At 75.2% G+C, this 13,970-nt stretch carries 13 protein-coding genes; 9 read left to right on the top strand and 4 right to left on the bottom strand.

The genetic code is table 11. The features are described 5' to 3' along the window. The first annotated feature begins 40 nt into the window (after window positions 1-40). Window positions 41-967 carry a proteasome assembly chaperone family protein gene (locus tag LGQ04_RS14560; RefSeq protein WP_229244656.1) on the top strand — a complete coding sequence of 309 codons (927 nt, stop codon included), beginning with the start codon at window positions 41-43 and terminating at the stop codon, window positions 965-967. A 224-nt stretch (window positions 968-1,191) separates the two neighbouring features. After that, window positions 1,192-1,395 carry a cold-shock protein gene (locus LGQ04_RS14565; RefSeq protein WP_229244657.1) on the top strand — a complete coding sequence of 68 codons (204 nt, stop codon included), beginning with the start codon at window positions 1,192-1,194 and terminating at the stop codon, window positions 1,393-1,395. Between the two features lie 106 nt (window positions 1,396-1,501). Here LGQ04_RS14565 and LGQ04_RS14570 read toward each other — a convergent pair whose 3' ends face one another. Further along, window positions 1,502-2,494, bottom strand: a complete 993-nt coding sequence (locus LGQ04_RS14570) for a spermidine synthase (RefSeq protein WP_229244658.1) — start codon at window positions 2,492-2,494, stop codon at window positions 1,502-1,504. Between the two features lie 77 nt (window positions 2,495-2,571). Between LGQ04_RS14570 and LGQ04_RS14575 the strand changes: the two genes are divergently transcribed. The 3 genes from LGQ04_RS14575 to LGQ04_RS14585 all read left to right on the top strand — a co-directional run bounded on the left by LGQ04_RS14575 (window position 2,572) and on the right by LGQ04_RS14585 (window position 4,760). Further along, entirely contained in the window at window positions 2,572-3,015 is a 444-nt protein-coding gene (locus tag LGQ04_RS14575) for an SAV_6107 family HEPN domain-containing protein (protein ID WP_229244659.1), read from the top strand. Window positions 3,016-3,076: 61 nt separating this feature from the next. Beyond that, window positions 3,077-4,333 (top strand): DNA polymerase IV, encoded by a 1,257-nt coding sequence (locus tag LGQ04_RS14580; RefSeq protein WP_229244660.1) that lies wholly within the window; start codon window positions 3,077-3,079, stop codon window positions 4,331-4,333. A gap of 37 nt (window positions 4,334-4,370) precedes the next feature. Beyond that, window positions 4,371-4,760, top strand: coding sequence for an SCO2097 family morphological protein (locus LGQ04_RS14585; protein ID WP_229244661.1), 390 nt, complete (start codon window positions 4,371-4,373; stop codon window positions 4,758-4,760). Here LGQ04_RS14585 and LGQ04_RS14590 read toward each other — a convergent pair. Genes LGQ04_RS14590 through LGQ04_RS14600 form a run of 3 tightly spaced genes read right to left on the bottom strand, consistent with a single transcriptional unit; the run spans window position 4,708 to window position 9,339 of the window. Beyond that, window positions 4,708-6,987 carry a transglutaminase TgpA family protein gene (locus LGQ04_RS14590; RefSeq protein ID WP_229244662.1) on the bottom strand — a complete coding sequence of 760 codons (2,280 nt, stop codon included), beginning with the start codon at window positions 6,985-6,987 and terminating at the stop codon, window positions 4,708-4,710. The two genes, LGQ04_RS14585 and LGQ04_RS14590, sit on opposite strands and share 53 nt — an antisense overlap. Beyond that, window positions 6,984-8,324, bottom strand: a complete 1,341-nt coding sequence (locus tag LGQ04_RS14595; protein ID WP_229244663.1) for a DUF58 domain-containing protein — start codon at window positions 8,322-8,324, stop codon at window positions 6,984-6,986. The genes LGQ04_RS14590 and LGQ04_RS14595 overlap by 4 nt, the downstream gene beginning before the upstream one ends. A 1-nt stretch (window position 8,325) precedes the next feature. Next, a complete protein-coding gene (locus LGQ04_RS14600; protein ID WP_229244664.1) occupies window positions 8,326-9,339 on the bottom strand; it encodes an AAA family ATPase in 1,014 nt (337 codons plus the stop codon). A 357-nt stretch (window positions 9,340-9,696) separates the two neighbouring features. Here LGQ04_RS14600 and mraZ point away from each other — a divergent pair, with 357 nt between their 5' ends. The 4 genes from mraZ to LGQ04_RS14620 all read left to right on the top strand — a co-directional run bounded on the left by mraZ (window position 9,697) and on the right by LGQ04_RS14620 (window position 13,870). Then, complete coding sequence (gene mraZ, locus LGQ04_RS14605) at window positions 9,697-10,131, top strand: division/cell wall cluster transcriptional repressor MraZ (RefSeq protein ID WP_229244740.1); 435 nt, start codon at window positions 9,697-9,699, stop codon at window positions 10,129-10,131. A 165-nt stretch (window positions 10,132-10,296) separates the two neighbouring features. Beyond that, complete coding sequence (gene rsmH / locus LGQ04_RS14610; protein ID WP_229244665.1) at window positions 10,297-11,316, top strand: 16S rRNA (cytosine(1402)-N(4))-methyltransferase RsmH; 1,020 nt, start codon at window positions 10,297-10,299, stop codon at window positions 11,314-11,316. Then, on the top strand, window positions 11,313-11,765 hold the full coding sequence (gene ftsL / locus LGQ04_RS14615) for a cell division protein FtsL (RefSeq protein ID WP_229244666.1): 453 nt from the start codon (window positions 11,313-11,315) through the stop codon (window positions 11,763-11,765). Before rsmH ends, ftsL begins: the two co-directional genes overlap by 4 nt. A 383-nt stretch (window positions 11,766-12,148) precedes the next feature. After that, window positions 12,149-13,870, top strand: a complete 1,722-nt coding sequence (locus tag LGQ04_RS14620; RefSeq protein ID WP_229244667.1) for a peptidoglycan D,D-transpeptidase FtsI family protein — start codon at window positions 12,149-12,151, stop codon at window positions 13,868-13,870. Window positions 13,871-13,970 lie beyond the last annotated feature (100 nt).

Consider the following 13,970-nt stretch of genomic DNA (forward strand, 5'->3'; position numbering starts at 1 on the left):
GTGCCCCCCAGCGCGACGCCGGACACCACGAGGAGGACGGATGCTCGACCCCAGCCAGCTCTACGACCTCGACCAGGACGCGGTGGCGCGCCTGTGGCCGAGCCCGCCGGAACCCGGTGCGGGTCCGGTGCTGGTGCACGCCGTCGCCGGGTTCGTGGACGCGGGCAGCGCGGGCGAGCTCGCCGTCGAGCACCTCCTGGAGCTCGGCGAGGTCACCCGGGTCGCGACGTTCGACGTCGACCAGCTGCTCGACTACCGCTCGAAGCGCGCGACGATGACCTTCAGCAGCGACCACTGGTCCGACTACGACGAGCCGTACCTGGTCGTGGACCACGTGCGTGACGCGGCCGGCACGGGGTTCCTGCTCCTGCACGGCGCCGAGCCGGACGTGCAGTGGGAGCGTGTCGTGGCGGCGCTGCGCGACCTCGTCGACCTGCTCGGCGTCTCGCTCACGGTCGGGGTGCACGGGATCCCGATGGGCGTGCCCCACACGCGTCCGACCTCGGTGACGGCGCACGGCACCCGCCCGGAGCTGCTCGGCGAGCACACCTCGTGGTTCGGCACGGTCAAGGTGCCCGCGAGCCTCGCCGCCCTGCTCGAGCTGCGCCTCGGCCGGGCCGGGCACGACGCGGTGGGCTACACCGTGCACGTCCCGCACTACCTCGCGCAGTCCTCCTACGCCCCCGCGGCGGTGGCGGCGCTCGAGCACGTGCAGCGTCTCACCGGCCTCGAGCTCCGGACGGACGGGCTGGAGGAGGCCGCGCAGGAGGCCACCGCCGAGGTGGAGCGTCAGGTCCGGGACTCCGAGGAAGTCGCGTCGGTGGTGCGCGCGCTCGAGGAGCAGTACGACGCGTTCGCCCGGGCGGTCGGTCGCACGAGCCTGCTGGCGGAGTCCGCGCCCATCCCGACGGCGGACGAGCTGGGTGCGGAGTTCGAGCGCTTCCTCGCCCAGCAGTCGGGCGACTGAGGCCGTCTCCGCCCGTCCGGGCGGTCCGTTCGTCCGGAAATATCCTCCCAGGACACCGCGATTCACCGTGGCGTGGCACACACCTGCCGTGCCAGACTGTGACGCGTCGTAGCGATCTCCAGGCGCACGCTCTCGGGTGCCGGACGTGCGGTACGGCGCTCGGGGGTGGACGAAGGGTCCGCTCGGAAGATGTCCCCGGATGGACAGAAGGTCAGAGGAAGAGCATGGCGCAGGGTTCTGTGAAGTGGTTCAACGCCGAGAAGGGCTACGGGTTCATCGCCCAGGACGGCGGCGGCGCCGACGTCTTCGTCCACTACTCGGCGATCGAGACCCAGGGGTACCGCACGCTCGACGAGGCGCAGCGGGTCGAGTTCGAGATCACCCAGGGCCCCAAGGGCCCGCAGGCGGAGCAGGTCCGCCCGCTCTGACGGCGTGCGCGGGCGGTACGCCGCCCTCGCACCTCGTCCGCAGGAGCCGTGCCCGGTCCGTCCGGTGCACGGCTTCTGTGCGTCCGCCTGCCGTGCGCGTCACGCGTCACGAAGGCGGCGACGAGGTGCGCGACGGCGCGTGCGACGGGTCCGGGACGTCGTCGGGCCGTGCGGGCGCCGGCGGGTCGTCGATCGGGCGCGCCGTGCCCACGAATGCCGCGAGGTCGTGCCCGACGAGCACGCTGGCGGGCTGGGGCAGCGCGCGGGCGGCGCGGGCGAGCGCGGGCCCGGCGAGGTCCGGCGCCCGCTCGCCCGGCCGGGATGCCGCGAGGACGAGGTTGCCGTAGCGGCGGCCCTTGAGCTGGCCGGGCTCGGCGAGGACGGCGAGGCGGGCGTCGTAGGGCGTCGAGGCGCCCCCCCGGTCGTCGGCGCTGACGAGCGCGAGGGTCGCCAGCTCGCGCCGCACGGTCCCCAGCGGCGGACGGTCGGCGCAGTTCACGAGGTAGATGCCGCCCGGGCGCAGCACGCGGCGCACCGCGGCGGCGGTCCCGGCCGTCGTGAGGTGCTCCGGGGTCGCGTCGCCCGCGAAGACGTCCCGGACGACGACGTCGAACGACGCGTCGCCGAAGGACTCCAGGACCGCGCGGGCGTCTCCCGTCCGCAGCCGCAGGCGGGGCGACCGGGGGAGGGCGAACCACTCGCGGACGAGCTCGAGGAGCCGGGCGTCGAGGTCGACGCCGACCTGGGCCGACCCCGGTCGGGTGTGCTCGACCCAGCGTGCGAGGCTGCACCCGGCCGCGCCGAGGTGGAGCACCCGCAGGGGTCCGGCGGGAAGGAGGTCGACGACGGCCGCCATCTGCTGCATGTACTCGAACCCGAGGAACCCGGGGTCGTCGAGGTCCAGGTGGGAGCTGGGGACGCCGTTGACGTAGAGCGTGACGGCGCGGGGGGCGTCCGGGTCCGCCTCGACGCGTGCGGTGCCCGTGGCGATCGGGACGGGGCCGTCGGGGAGCGCGGGAGCGGCGGCCGGGCCGCGACGTCTCCCGGGTGTGGGTGGCGTGGTGGACCCTGGGACGGGTCGACGCGAACGGCGGGCCATGCGCCCACCGTAGTGCGGGGTCGCGGGACGTTGACACTATCGAACAGGTGTTCGATAGTGAGTCCGGGAGGTGTCGCATGGCGAACGTCGCGAACGGCAGGGTTCCGTCGGTCGTGCCGGTGGACGTCGGCAGGCTGCTCGCGCGCGCGGACGCGGAGCTCGTCGCCGCGACGTCCGCGACGGACCCCGCGGAGCGGTTCCTGCACGCGCACCTCGGCGCGCTGCGCGCGGCGGCCGCGGTGGTCGCGCTGCGTGCGCGTCCCCAGCGCCGGGGACGTGCCCGCGCCGTGTGGGACCAGCTGGCCGACGCCGAGCCGTCGTTGGCCGCGTGGACCACGTACTTCGCGGGGGGTGCGCGGGTGCGCGCCGCGCTCGACACGGGTCGGCTCGACACGGTCGACGCCCGGCGCGCGGACGAGCTGCTCGCGTGCGCGGAGGACTTCCGTGACGAGGTCGCGATGCTCGTCGACCCTGCCGCCGGTTTCGCCGTGCTCCCGGTACCGAGGACGGTGGCGTCGTGACCGGGGCCGGCGCGGTGCGTGCGACCGCCGTCGCGCCGCGACACGCCCCGCGCCGGGCGACATGAGCCGGGGCCCCCGCGCGACCGTCCGCCGGGACTGGGGCGACGACGAGGAGGGGTGCTCCATCCTCCACGTCGACATGGACGCGTTCTTCGCCTCGGTCGAGCTCGCGCGGCGCCCGGAGCTGCGCGGCCGGCCGGTGATCGTCGGCGGTGCGGAGCGCGGTGTCGTCCTCGCGGCGACGTACGAGGCGCGGGCGTACGGGGTGCACTCGGCGATGCCCATGGTCCAGGCGCGACGGGCCTGCCCGCAGGCCGTCGTCGTGCCGCCCGACCACCGGCGCTACCACGAGGTGTCGCGCTCGGTGATGGCGATGCTCGGGGAGGTCACCGCCCTCGTCGAGCAGGTGAGCGTCGACGAGGCGTTCCTCGACGTGAGCGGAGCCCGCCGCAGGGTCGGGCCGCCCTCCGTGATCGGCGCCGCCCTGCGCCACCGGGTCCAGGCGGAGCACGGGATCACCTGCTCCGTGGGGATCGCGACGACGAAGTTCGTCGCCAAGGTCGCCTCGACGCACGCCAAGCCGGACGGCATGCTGCTCGTCCCGGCCACCGCGACCGTGCCGTTCCTGCGGGAGCTGCCGGTCGGGGCGCTGTGGGGCGTGGGGGAGAAGACGGAGGGCGTGCTCGCGCGCTGGGGGATCCGGACGGTGGCCGAGCTCGCCGACACCGACGTGCGCGTGCTGCAGGCGGCCGTCGGGACGGTCACGGGTGCCCACCTCCACGACCTCGCCTGGGGTCGCGACCCACGCCCGGTGCGCCCCGAGCGGGCGGAGCGCTCCGTCGGCGCCGAGACGACGTTCGACCACGACCTGCGGGACCTGGACGCCGTCCAGGCGAAGGTCCTCGAGCTCGCGGACCGCTGCGCGGGACGGCTGCGCGCGCAGGAGGTCGTGGCGCGCACCGTGAGCGTCAAGGTCCGCACGAGCGACTTCCGGACCGTGACGCGCAGCCGCACCCTCGGTGCACCGACGGACGTCGCGCGCGAGCTCTACCTCGTCGCGCGCGAGCTCGTCGCGGGGGTGGACCTGCACGGGCTCGCGGTGCGCCTCGTCGGCGTCCGGGCCGAGGGCCTCGCGCCGCGCGACGAGACCGCCGTCCAGCCGACGCTGGACGAGGCGGTCGACGAGCGCGGGGACGCCCGGCGCCGCGCGGAGGCGGCGATGGACGCGGTCCGGGGCCGGTTCGGGGTGAGATCCATCGCGTTGGGACCCCGCGAGGCCCGCTCGACTACCATGCCCGCAGATGTCGATCTATCCTGAGGGTGACACTCGACCACCGCGGAGAAACGGGGTGCTCATGCCTCTGTCGGAGTACGAGCAGCGGGTTCTGGAGCAGATGGAGCGCGCGCTCACCTCGGACGACCCGCGGCTGGCGAACACGCTGCAGTCGCCGCGCCGTCGTTCGGCGCTGCGTTTCGTCCTGGCCGGCGTCGGAGTCGTCGGCGGCCTGCTGCTCCTCGTCCTCGGCGCGGCCACGTCCATGACGTGGCTCGGCGTCGTCGGCTTCGTCCTGATGTTCGTCGGCGTGGTGCTGGTCTTCCAGGCGCCTCGGTCCCGCAAGGGGCCCGTCGGGACCGTCGCTGCCGACGGGACGGTGCGGCCCGCGCCTGCCGCACCGCCGCGCAAGGCGTTCCTCAGCCGGCTCGAAGAGCGCTGGGAGCGCCGTCGCGAGCAGGGCGGTCGCTGAGCGCCAGCCGCGCACCGACGACGACGGCCTCGACCAGCTCGCCCAGCCTGTCCGGCGCGAGCGACGGGGCCGTCGTTCGCGCGTAGCGCACGCGCTCGACCTCTTCGCACAGCGTCACGAGCGCGGACAGCGCCTCGTCGCCGAGCGGGTCGCCGCTCCTCTCCACGACAGCTGCGTTGACGGCCGTCGGGACCTGCCGCGGCGTGGCGGACGCCGGCCACCCGACGTCGAGGGCGGACAGGCGCCCGCCCAGCTCGGTCCAGGCGCCCTCCGCGTCCTGGGTGCCACCCCTGCTCGAACGGCGGCGCGCGAGGACCCAGGCCGTGACGGCGAGGCCGAGCACGACCAGGGCGGCGAGGACGAGGATCCACGGCACGCCGTCGTCCTGCGAGGTCGTCGTCACCGCCGACGGCCCGGTCGTCGCCGTCGTCGGCGTCGGTTCCGCCGACGGCGTGACGGCCTCGCCCGGGGTCTGCGCGTCCTCCGGCAGGGGGAACCCGGGCGCCCCGGCGTCCCCGACCGGGATCGCCCAGCGGGGTGCGGCACCGGTCTGCTGCGCGGGGGTCGGTTCGAACCGCACCCAGCCCTGACCCGGGAAGTAGAGCTCCGGCCACGCGTGGGAGTCCTGGCCCGTGACCTCGAAGCTGTCGTCGCCCACCTCGGTCCCGGGGAGGAAGCCCACCCCGAGGCGCGCGGGGATACCGAGGGACCGGGCCATCATCGTCATCGACGTCGCGAACTGGACGCAGTACCCCGTCCGGTGCTGGAGGAAGTCCCACACGGCGTCGCCGGTCTCGCCCGCGGGTACCTGGGTCGAGTACGTGAACGTGGTCGTGTCCCGGAAGAACGTCTGCAGGGCCAGCGCCTGGTCGTACCGGGTCGCGGCGTCCCCGGCCACCTGGGCGGCGAGCTCGCGGATCTCCTGCTCGTGCACGGAGGCCGGGACGTCGAGGTAGTTCGGGTCGTCCGGGTCGGCGCCGCGCGCCTCGCGCAGCGTCTCGGCGTCGAGCGGTCGCGGGTACACGGTGACGCCGTACCGGGTGCCGGCCGACGTCGGCCGGTCGCCGACGACCTCGTCGCGGACCGGGTCGTACCGCCAGGCGCCGTCGCTGTCGAGGCTCCGCGGCTCGGTCGGCACGGGCAGCTTGGCGTCGCGCAGCGACTCGATGGTGACGTCGACGTCGGCGGGCTCGCCCGGGTCGGTCTCCTCGGGCCAGAGCAGCGCGCCCGGGTCCTCCACGGGGTCGCCGGAGCGATCCGCTCCGCGGCGCCAGTTCGTCCCGTCGAAGCCGGTCAGCGTGAAGACGCGCAGGGGCCCGAGCTCGGCCGCGTCGGTGCGGTAGCGCAGGACCACCTGGTCCGAGCGTTCGGCGAGGTCGCGCCGCATGTCCAGGTCGTCGGAGAGGCGCACGGTCTCCCCGGTCGAGGCGAAGAGCCTCGACCACGACGACGACGCGACCTCCGGGAGGTTGGCGCTCGCCCCGGAGACACCGAGCCCGACGACGGCCACCGCCAGCGCGGTGGCTGCCGCGGCGGCGGCGCGGAGGCCGCCTGCCGTCCGGTGCGACGACGACGGCGCGGCGGCGCGCCGTGCGGTGCGGTGCGGGTTGTCGACGGCGAGGAGCAGGACGAGGGCCGCGACCGTCAGCACGAACGGCACGGCGGGGACGTCGCCGACGATGACGAGCCCGGGGACCCACAGGGCGAGCAGGGGAAGCCCGGTCGCCGCGGCGATGCGCAGGCCGCCGGCGAGCAGGTCCGCCACCAGGAAGACGACGACGGTGCCGCCCACGGCGAGCAGCTCGATCGGCAGGCTCGGGCCGATGGGGGCGACCTCGGCGAGGGTGAGCTCGCGGGCCGTCACCAGGCGGGAGGCGAGGCGATCGGCGTTGGAGAGGCCGATGAGGACCGAGAAGCGGTCGGTGGGTCCGCCGTAGAGGCCGAGCAGGCCCCAGGCGCCGACGAGCAGGCCGGCGGCGGAGGGGAGGAGAGCGGCGGGGGGCGCGAGCGTCTCCCCGCGGGAGGTCGCGGACCGCTCGAGGAGCCAGCGCGTCACGCCGGTGACGACGGCGAGGACGAGGACCGTGCGCACGCCGGTGCGGGTCCAGTCACCGGGACCGATCACGGCACCCAGGGCGTGCATGGACGCGAGGACGGCGACGGTGACGCACGCGGTCGTGGCCAGCGTGCGGCGCCCAGGTGCGCCCGTGGTCCTCGGTGAGCTCATCGCGATCCCTCCACGAGACGGGTCCAGGCGCGGTCGAGCGGGGTGTCGGCGTCGACGAGCACCACGTGCCACCCGGTCGCGCGCAACGCGGCGACGGTGTCCTGCGCCTCCGCCTGCTGGGAGGACGTGGTCCGCGGGCGCACCACCATCGCCCAGTGCAGGGTGTCGCCCGCCATGGACGCCACGGTGCTGCGGGCGACAGGACCCAGCGGGCCCAGCAGGGCGAACGTGACCTCACCGGGTCGGCGCGCGGCCCGCAGCGCCTCGGCGGTCGCGGCCGCCGCCCGGTCCGTCTCGCTCAGCCCGTGGTGGCCCTGGAGGTCGACGGTGGCGTCGAGCACGTCGGCCGGGCCCTCGCCCGCACGGTTGGTGGTGAACCCGGTCGTGTCGAGGACGGGGGCCAGGGAGGTCGGCACGAGCCGCACCGGGTGCCCTGCCTGGAGGAGCGAGACGCCGACCGACGCGGCCGCCTCCACCGCCCACTCGCCGTCGGCCAGGGCGTGCGCCCCCGGGTGGTCGAGGCCGGGGTGGGGGAGCAGCCCGCGGTCGAGCAGCACGCTCACGGGCGGCAGGCTCGCGCTCTCGTCCGCGCGGACCATGAGCTGGCCGTGGCGCGCCGCGCTCGCCCAGTGCACGCGCCGGGGGTCGTCGCCGGCGACGTAGTCCCGCAGGACGGAGTCGTCGCTGGACGACAGGCGGGCACCCGTCGTCGACCGCTCCTGCTCTCCGAACGCGCGCGTGCCGCGCACCGGGAGCTCGACGGTGCGGGGCCAGACCGCGACCGAGGTCGCGTCGCCGAGCTCCTGGGTCGCGCTCACGAGCCCGAACGCGTCCACCCGGGTGGTGAGCAGCGGGCCGAGCGGCCAGCGCCCGCGCCGCAGGGGCCGCAGCCGGTAGCGGACCGCGATGTGGTCCTCGCGGGTGACCACCTGCGCCCGCAGGGAGCCGTGGTCGCACAGCTCGTGCGCCGCCTGCTCGCTGATGCGCAGGCGCGCGAGCGTGCCCGCGGTGCCGGCGGACCGTCGTGATCCCGACACGGTGAGCCGTGCGGTGGTCACCTGACCCCGGGTCGCGGGGTTGGGCTGGACGCGCCGCGCGACCCGCAGGGCGCCCCGGCCGCGGTCGATGCGGTGCGCGGTCATCCAGCACCAGGCCGAGACGACGACGAGGACGGCCGCGGCGCCGAGGCCGACCACGTCGGGAAGGCCCAGGGTGATCCCGACGGCCGCGAGGACGCCGCCGGTGACGAGCAGGCCGGTCCCGCGACGGGTGGGGCGAGCGCGCGTGAGCCGCCGGGCGAGGCTGCGCCGGCGTACGGGGACCGGGCGAGCCGGCACGTCAGCGCCGCTCTGCGGAGTCCCGGGCCGGGACCGGGGTCTGGGCCACGACCGAGCGGACGACGGCAGCCGCGTCCTGCCCGGCGAGACGTGTCTCGGTCGTGATGACGAGGCGGTGGGCGAGGACGGGCACGGCGAGGAACTGGACGTCGTCGGGCAGGACGTGGTCGCGGCCCGACATCGCGGCGAGGGCCTTCGCGGCACGCAGGAGCTGGAGCGAGGTCCGGGGCGACGCGCCCAGGCGCAGCGCCGGGTGCTGTCGCGTCGCGGTGACGACGTCGAGGACGTAGCGCTTGACGGCGAGGGAGGCGTGCACCGCTCGGACGACGCGGGCGAAGCGCAGGACGGCGTCGCCGGTCGTGACCGGGCGCAGGTGCGCGAGGGGGTTGTCGGCCTCCTGCCGCTCGAGCATCCGGAGCTCGGCGTCGACGTCCGGGTAGCCCACGGTGAGGCGGGCCATGAAGCGGTCGCGCTGGGCCTCGGGCAGCGGGTACGTGCCCTCCATCTCGACGGGGTTCTGCGTCGCCACGACGAGGAACGGGTCCGGGAGTGCGTGGGTGGTGCCGTCGACCGTCGTCTGCCCCTCCTCCATGCACTCGAGGAGGGCGGACTGGGTCTTGGGGGAGGCGCGGTTGATCTCGTCGCCGATGACGATGTTCGCGAACACGGGTCCCGGGCGGAACTCGAACTCGTGGTTCGCCGCGCGGTAGATGTTCACGCCGGTCAGGTCGCTCGGGAGCAGGTCGGGGGTGAACTGGATGCGCCCGACCTGGCAGTCGATGGTCCGGGCGAGCGCCTTCGCGAGCGTCGTCTTGCCGACGCCGGGGACGTCCTCGAGGAGGAGGTGGCCCTGGGCGAGGAGGACGGCGACCGTGGTCGTGACGAGGTCGGGCCGGCCCGTCACCACCGACTCGATGCCCGAGCGGATGCGCGCGGTCGTCTCGACGAGCTCGTCGAGGCCGGCGAGCGCGTCGCCCTCGTCCGGCGGGGCGACAGGGGCGATGTCGGGCAGCACGGTGACCTCCGTCGTCGACGACGCTTCGCTGCGGCGAGGGATGCCGCAGGTGGGGACGAGCCTAGTTGACGCGCGGGCAGGGTCCGCGCGCCCGCCCGTCGTCCGGGACGGCGACCTCGGGACGGCGCCCTCGTGACGGTGGCCCGTGCTGCGGCGCGACGCGCGGTGGGGCCCTCTCCCCTCCACCGCCCTCCATGCACGCTGACCTGCGGAGATCCTGCGAAGACGGGTGAACTTCCTCGATTTCGCCGCGTACGGTGGAGGGATGTGGAGTACCGTGGAGGAACTGGGAGCGGGAGGGGAGGTGCCAGGTGCATGTCCGGCTTCGTGGACGACGTCCTCGGCGGTTCCTCGAGCCTGCTCCTCGGGACCTTCACCCCTCGTCTGGACGACAAGGGGAGGCTCATCCTCCCCGCGAAGTTCAGGCCCCGGCTGGCTCCGGGTCTCGTCATGACGCGGGGGCAGGAGCGTTGCCTGTTCCTGCTGCCGATGGACGAGTTCCGGCGCATGTACGACCAGATCCGGCAGGCGCCGGTGACGAGCAAGCAGGCGCGCGACTACCTGCGGGTGTTCCTGTCGGGCGCGAGCGACGAGATCCCGGACAAGCAGGGCCGGGTCTCGATCCCCGCACCCCTGCGGGCGTACGCGGGACTGGACCGCGACGTCGCGGTGATCGGCGCGGGGACCCGCGTCGAGATCTGGGACGCCGAGGCCTGGGAGACCTACCTCGCGGAGCAGGAGTCGGCGTACGCCGACACCGCGGAGGAGGTGTTCCCGGACCTGCGCTTCTAGGACGGGACCGGGTCCCCGTCCGGTGAGGTCTCCTCCCGCCCGGTCTGGCGCACTTCCCCGGCGCCAGAAAGGACGCGGAGGGAGACCTGACCGGACGGTCCGGCCGGCCGAAGGACGGGCGACGAGCGAGAGCGACGAGGACCAGGGACGAGCGGAGGAGGAACGATGAGCACGACGCCCGACGACGCGGCCGAGCGCCACGTCCCCGTCCTCCTGCAGCGCTGCGTCGACCTCCTCGCTCCCGCCCTGGCGGAGCCCGGGGCCGTCCTCGTGGACTGCACGCTCGGGATGGGCGGCCACACGGAGGCCGTGCTGGAGCAGGTCCCCACCGCGCGGGTCGTCGGGATCGACCGCGACCCGGCGGCCATCGAGCGGGCGTCTCGTCGGCTCGCGCGGTTCGGCGAGCGCTTCCGCGCCGTGCACGCCGTCTACGACGAGATCGAGGACGTCGTGGGTGACGTCGTGGGCGGGCCGGTCCAGGGCGTCCTCATGGACCTCGGTGTGTCCTCGCTGCAGATCGACGAGCGCGAGCGGGGCTTCTCCTACGCGCAGGACGCACCGCTGGACATGCGGATGGACCCGACGACGGGGCCCACCGCCGCGGACGTGCTGAACACCTACGACGAGCGCGCGCTGACGCGCGTGCTGCGCGAGTACGGCGAGGAGCGGTTCGCCCAGCGCATCGCGCGGGCCGTGGTGCGGCGCCGGGAGACCGAGCCGTGGTCGCGCAGCGCGGACCTCGTCGACCTCGTCCGGGCGTCCATCCCGGCCGCCACGCGGACGACGGGCGGGAACCCTGCGAAGCGCACGTTCCAGGCGCTGCGGATCGAGGTGAACGGCGAGCTCGAGGTCCTGGCCCGGGCGGTCCCGGCGGCGGTCGACGTCCTGGCCGTCGGGGGGCGCCTCGTCGTGGAGTCGTACCACTCCCTCGAGGACCGGCTGGTCAAGCGCGAGCTCGCGCTCGGCGCCACGGTCGACGTCCCCCCGGGGATGCCCGTGGTGCCGGACGACGCCCAGCCGTACCTGCGGCTCCTCACCCGCGGCGCCGAGGAGGCGCCGCCCGACGAGCGCGAGACCAACCCGCGATCCGCCTCCGTCCGTCTGCGGGCGGCGGAGCGCACCCGACCGACGCCGCAGCACCGCCGCCCCCACGCCCGCACCGACCGACCGAGGGAGACACGATGAGCGCACTGAGGTCCACGGCGGCCGCCCGTCCGGCCGCGCGCGCGGCTCGCCCCGCCGTCGAGCACGCCCGGCGGCCGTCGCTCACCGCGCTGCCCGGCGGCGCGGAGGAGCGCAGGTCACGTCTCGAGGTGGTGCGCGCGCCGCTGCAGGCGCGGTCGCGCGTCCCGTTCCTCGTCCTGTGCATGTCGGTGCTGGGTCTCGCGCTCCTGTGTGCTCTCCTGGTCAACACGACGATGGCGCAGAACTCCTACGAGATGTCGGAGCTGCGGCGGGAGGTGGGACAGGTGCGTCAGGACACCCAGCGGCTGCAGGCGCAGGTCCGCGAGGCGGAGGCCGCGCTGCCCGAGACGGCGCGCTCGTTCGGCATGGTCGAGGCGGAGAACCCGGCGATGGTGCGCCTCGCCGACGGTTCCGTCGTCGGCGCGGCCGAGGAGGGGGCCGGCCAGTGACCGGGGGCGCGGGAGAGCGCGGGCGCGCAGCCCGTCCTGCCGCGTCCCGCGCTTCCGCGTCGTCCCGCGCCGCGTCTGCCCGGACGACGACGTCGCGCGGGACGACCTCCCGCACGGCCGCGACCCGCACGGCGGCACCTCGCACGGCGGCACCTCGCACGGCAGCACCTCGCACGGCGGCGCCCCGCACCGGGGCGCCGCGGCCCGCGTCGACGCGCTCGGCCTCCGCCCGGTCCGGTCCGCGGGGGGCGACGGCGCGTCCGGCGCGCTCCGCCGCGCCGGCGCGACGGGCCGGGGGCGGGGCACAGCCTCCGTCCCGGCCGACCCGTCGCGCGCGCGTGCCGCGCGAGCCGGGCAGGCCGGAGCAGCGGCAGCGGTGGCTCATGGGGGTCGCGACCCTCGTGGTGCTGCTCTTCGTCGCCCAGCTCGTCAACGTCCAGGTGATCAAGGGGCCGCAGCTCGCCGCCGACGCGCGCGACGAGCGGCTTCGCAGCTCGACGACGCTCGCGCACCGCGGGGACGTGACCGACGCGGACGGGGTCGTGCTGGCGACGTCCGTCGACCGGTACACCATCGGGGCCGACCGCACCGCCATCCAGGCGTTCACGCCGGGCAGCCGCACGCTCGAGGACGGGACCCCGCTGGAGGACGACGGTGCGCTGGGCGTGGCCAAGCTCCTCGCCCCGGTCCTCGGGGAGCCGGCGCTCGAGCTCGCCGCGCGGCTCAACGGGACGGGGTACGTCGTGCTCGCGAAGGAGGTCACGCCGGACGTGCAGCGCGAGATCGTGGACCTGCGCCTGTCGGCGTACATCCGGAGCGACCCGACGAGCGAGCGGTCGTACCCGGCGGGGACGGTCGCGGGGAACCTCGTCGGCTACGTGGACGCGGAGCAGACCGGCAGGGGCGGCATCGAGGCGGCGTACGACGACGTCCTCGCCGGGACGCCGGGGTCACGCCAGTGCGAGGCGGGTCTCGGCGGCCAGCTCATCCCGACGGGGCAGTGCGACACGGTCCCGGCGGTGCCGGGCGAGAGCGTGCGCCTGACGATCGAGCGGGACGTGCAGTGGAAGGCGCAGGACTCGGTCGACCGCGCGGTGCGCGAGACGGGGGCCGACTTCGGCATCGGGATCGTCCAGGACACGCGCACGGGGGAGATCGTCGCGCTCGCCGACTCGGGCACGGTCAACCCGAACGACCGCAGCACGGACGCGGTCGCCCGACCCAGCCGGGCGGTGTCGAACATCTTCGACCCGGGGTCCACCGGCAAGGTGATCACCATGGCGGCCGCGCTCGAGGGCGGCTTCGCGGACGCGGGGACGCAGTTCGAGGTGCCGTACCTCTACACGACCCCGAACGGGCAGACGTTCCGCGACTCGCACGACCACCCCGTGCAGCGCCTCACGCTCGCGGGGGTGCTCGCGGAGTCCTCGAACACGGGCACGGTGCAGGTGGGGGAGCGGATCCCGAAGCAGGTGCGGTACGACTACCTCCACAAGTTCGGCTTCGGGCAGTACACGGGGCTCGGGCTGCCGGGAGAGTCGGCGGGCATCCTGCACCCGGCCGACGCCTGGGACGGGCGGACGGAGTACGCGGTGCTGTTCGGCCAGAGCGTCTCGGTCAACGCCGTGCAGGCCGCGAGCGTGTTCTCGACGGTGGCGAACGGCGGTCTGCGCGCGACGCCGCGGCTCGTCGCCGGCACGACCGACACGGACGGCACGTTCACGCCGGCGGAGACCACCGAGCCGACGCGCGTGGTGTCGCAGGAGACGGCCGACACCGTGCTGCGAATGATGGAGTCGGTCGTCGAGGAGGGGACGGGCGGGGCGGCCGCGGTCCCGGGGTACCGGATCGCGGGCAAGACGGGGACCGCGGAGGCCGCGGGCGCCGACGGTCGGCTCTCGGGGATCATGGCGTCCTTCATCGGTGTGGCCCCGGCGGACGACCCCCGCTACACCGTCGGGGTGTTCCTCAAGAACCCGCGCACGTCGATCTACGGCGGCGTGGTCGCGGCGCCGGTGTTCAGCGAGATCATGGGGTTCACGCTCGAGCACCAGGGCGTCGCGCCGAGCACGGAGGAGTACGTGCCGCTCCCCACCACGTGGTGAACGTCACCGACGGCGCCCGCCTCGCGCGTGGAGGTCCGGTGAAGCGCGTTCGCGCCTCCCGCACCTGGCCGTGGGGCGGGCACGGGCACGGTAGGTTCTA

Origin of the sequence: Cellulosimicrobium marinum, assembly GCF_020551945.1 — a bacterium.
GTDB lineage: Bacteria > Actinomycetota > Actinomycetes > Actinomycetales > Cellulomonadaceae > Cellulosimicrobium > Cellulosimicrobium marinum.

Bases quoted from the DNA above. Each gene is read 5' to 3' on its own strand.
- LGQ04_RS14560 (WP_229244656.1), top strand. From the start codon at position 41: ATGCTCGACCCCAGCCAGCTCTACGACCTCGACCAGGACGCGGTGGCG.
- LGQ04_RS14565 (WP_229244657.1), top strand. From the start codon at position 1,192: ATGGCGCAGGGTTCTGTGAAGTGGTTCAACGCCGAGAAGGGCTACGGG.
- LGQ04_RS14570 (WP_229244658.1), bottom strand. From the start codon at position 2,494: ATGGCCCGCCGTTCGCGTCGACCCGTCCCAGGGTCCACCACGCCACCC.
- LGQ04_RS14575 (WP_229244659.1), top strand. From the start codon at position 2,572: ATGGCGAACGTCGCGAACGGCAGGGTTCCGTCGGTCGTGCCGGTGGAC.
- LGQ04_RS14580 (WP_229244660.1), top strand. From the start codon at position 3,077: ATGAGCCGGGGCCCCCGCGCGACCGTCCGCCGGGACTGGGGCGACGAC.
- LGQ04_RS14585 (WP_229244661.1), top strand. From the start codon at position 4,371: ATGCCTCTGTCGGAGTACGAGCAGCGGGTTCTGGAGCAGATGGAGCGC.
- LGQ04_RS14590 (WP_229244662.1), bottom strand. From the start codon at position 6,987: ATGAGCTCACCGAGGACCACGGGCGCACCTGGGCGCCGCACGCTGGCC.
- rsmH (WP_229244665.1), top strand. From the start codon at position 10,297: ATGAGCACGACGCCCGACGACGCGGCCGAGCGCCACGTCCCCGTCCTC.
- ftsL (WP_229244666.1), top strand. From the start codon at position 11,313: ATGAGCGCACTGAGGTCCACGGCGGCCGCCCGTCCGGCCGCGCGCGCG.
- LGQ04_RS14620 (WP_229244667.1), top strand. From the start codon at position 12,149: ATGGGGGTCGCGACCCTCGTGGTGCTGCTCTTCGTCGCCCAGCTCGTC.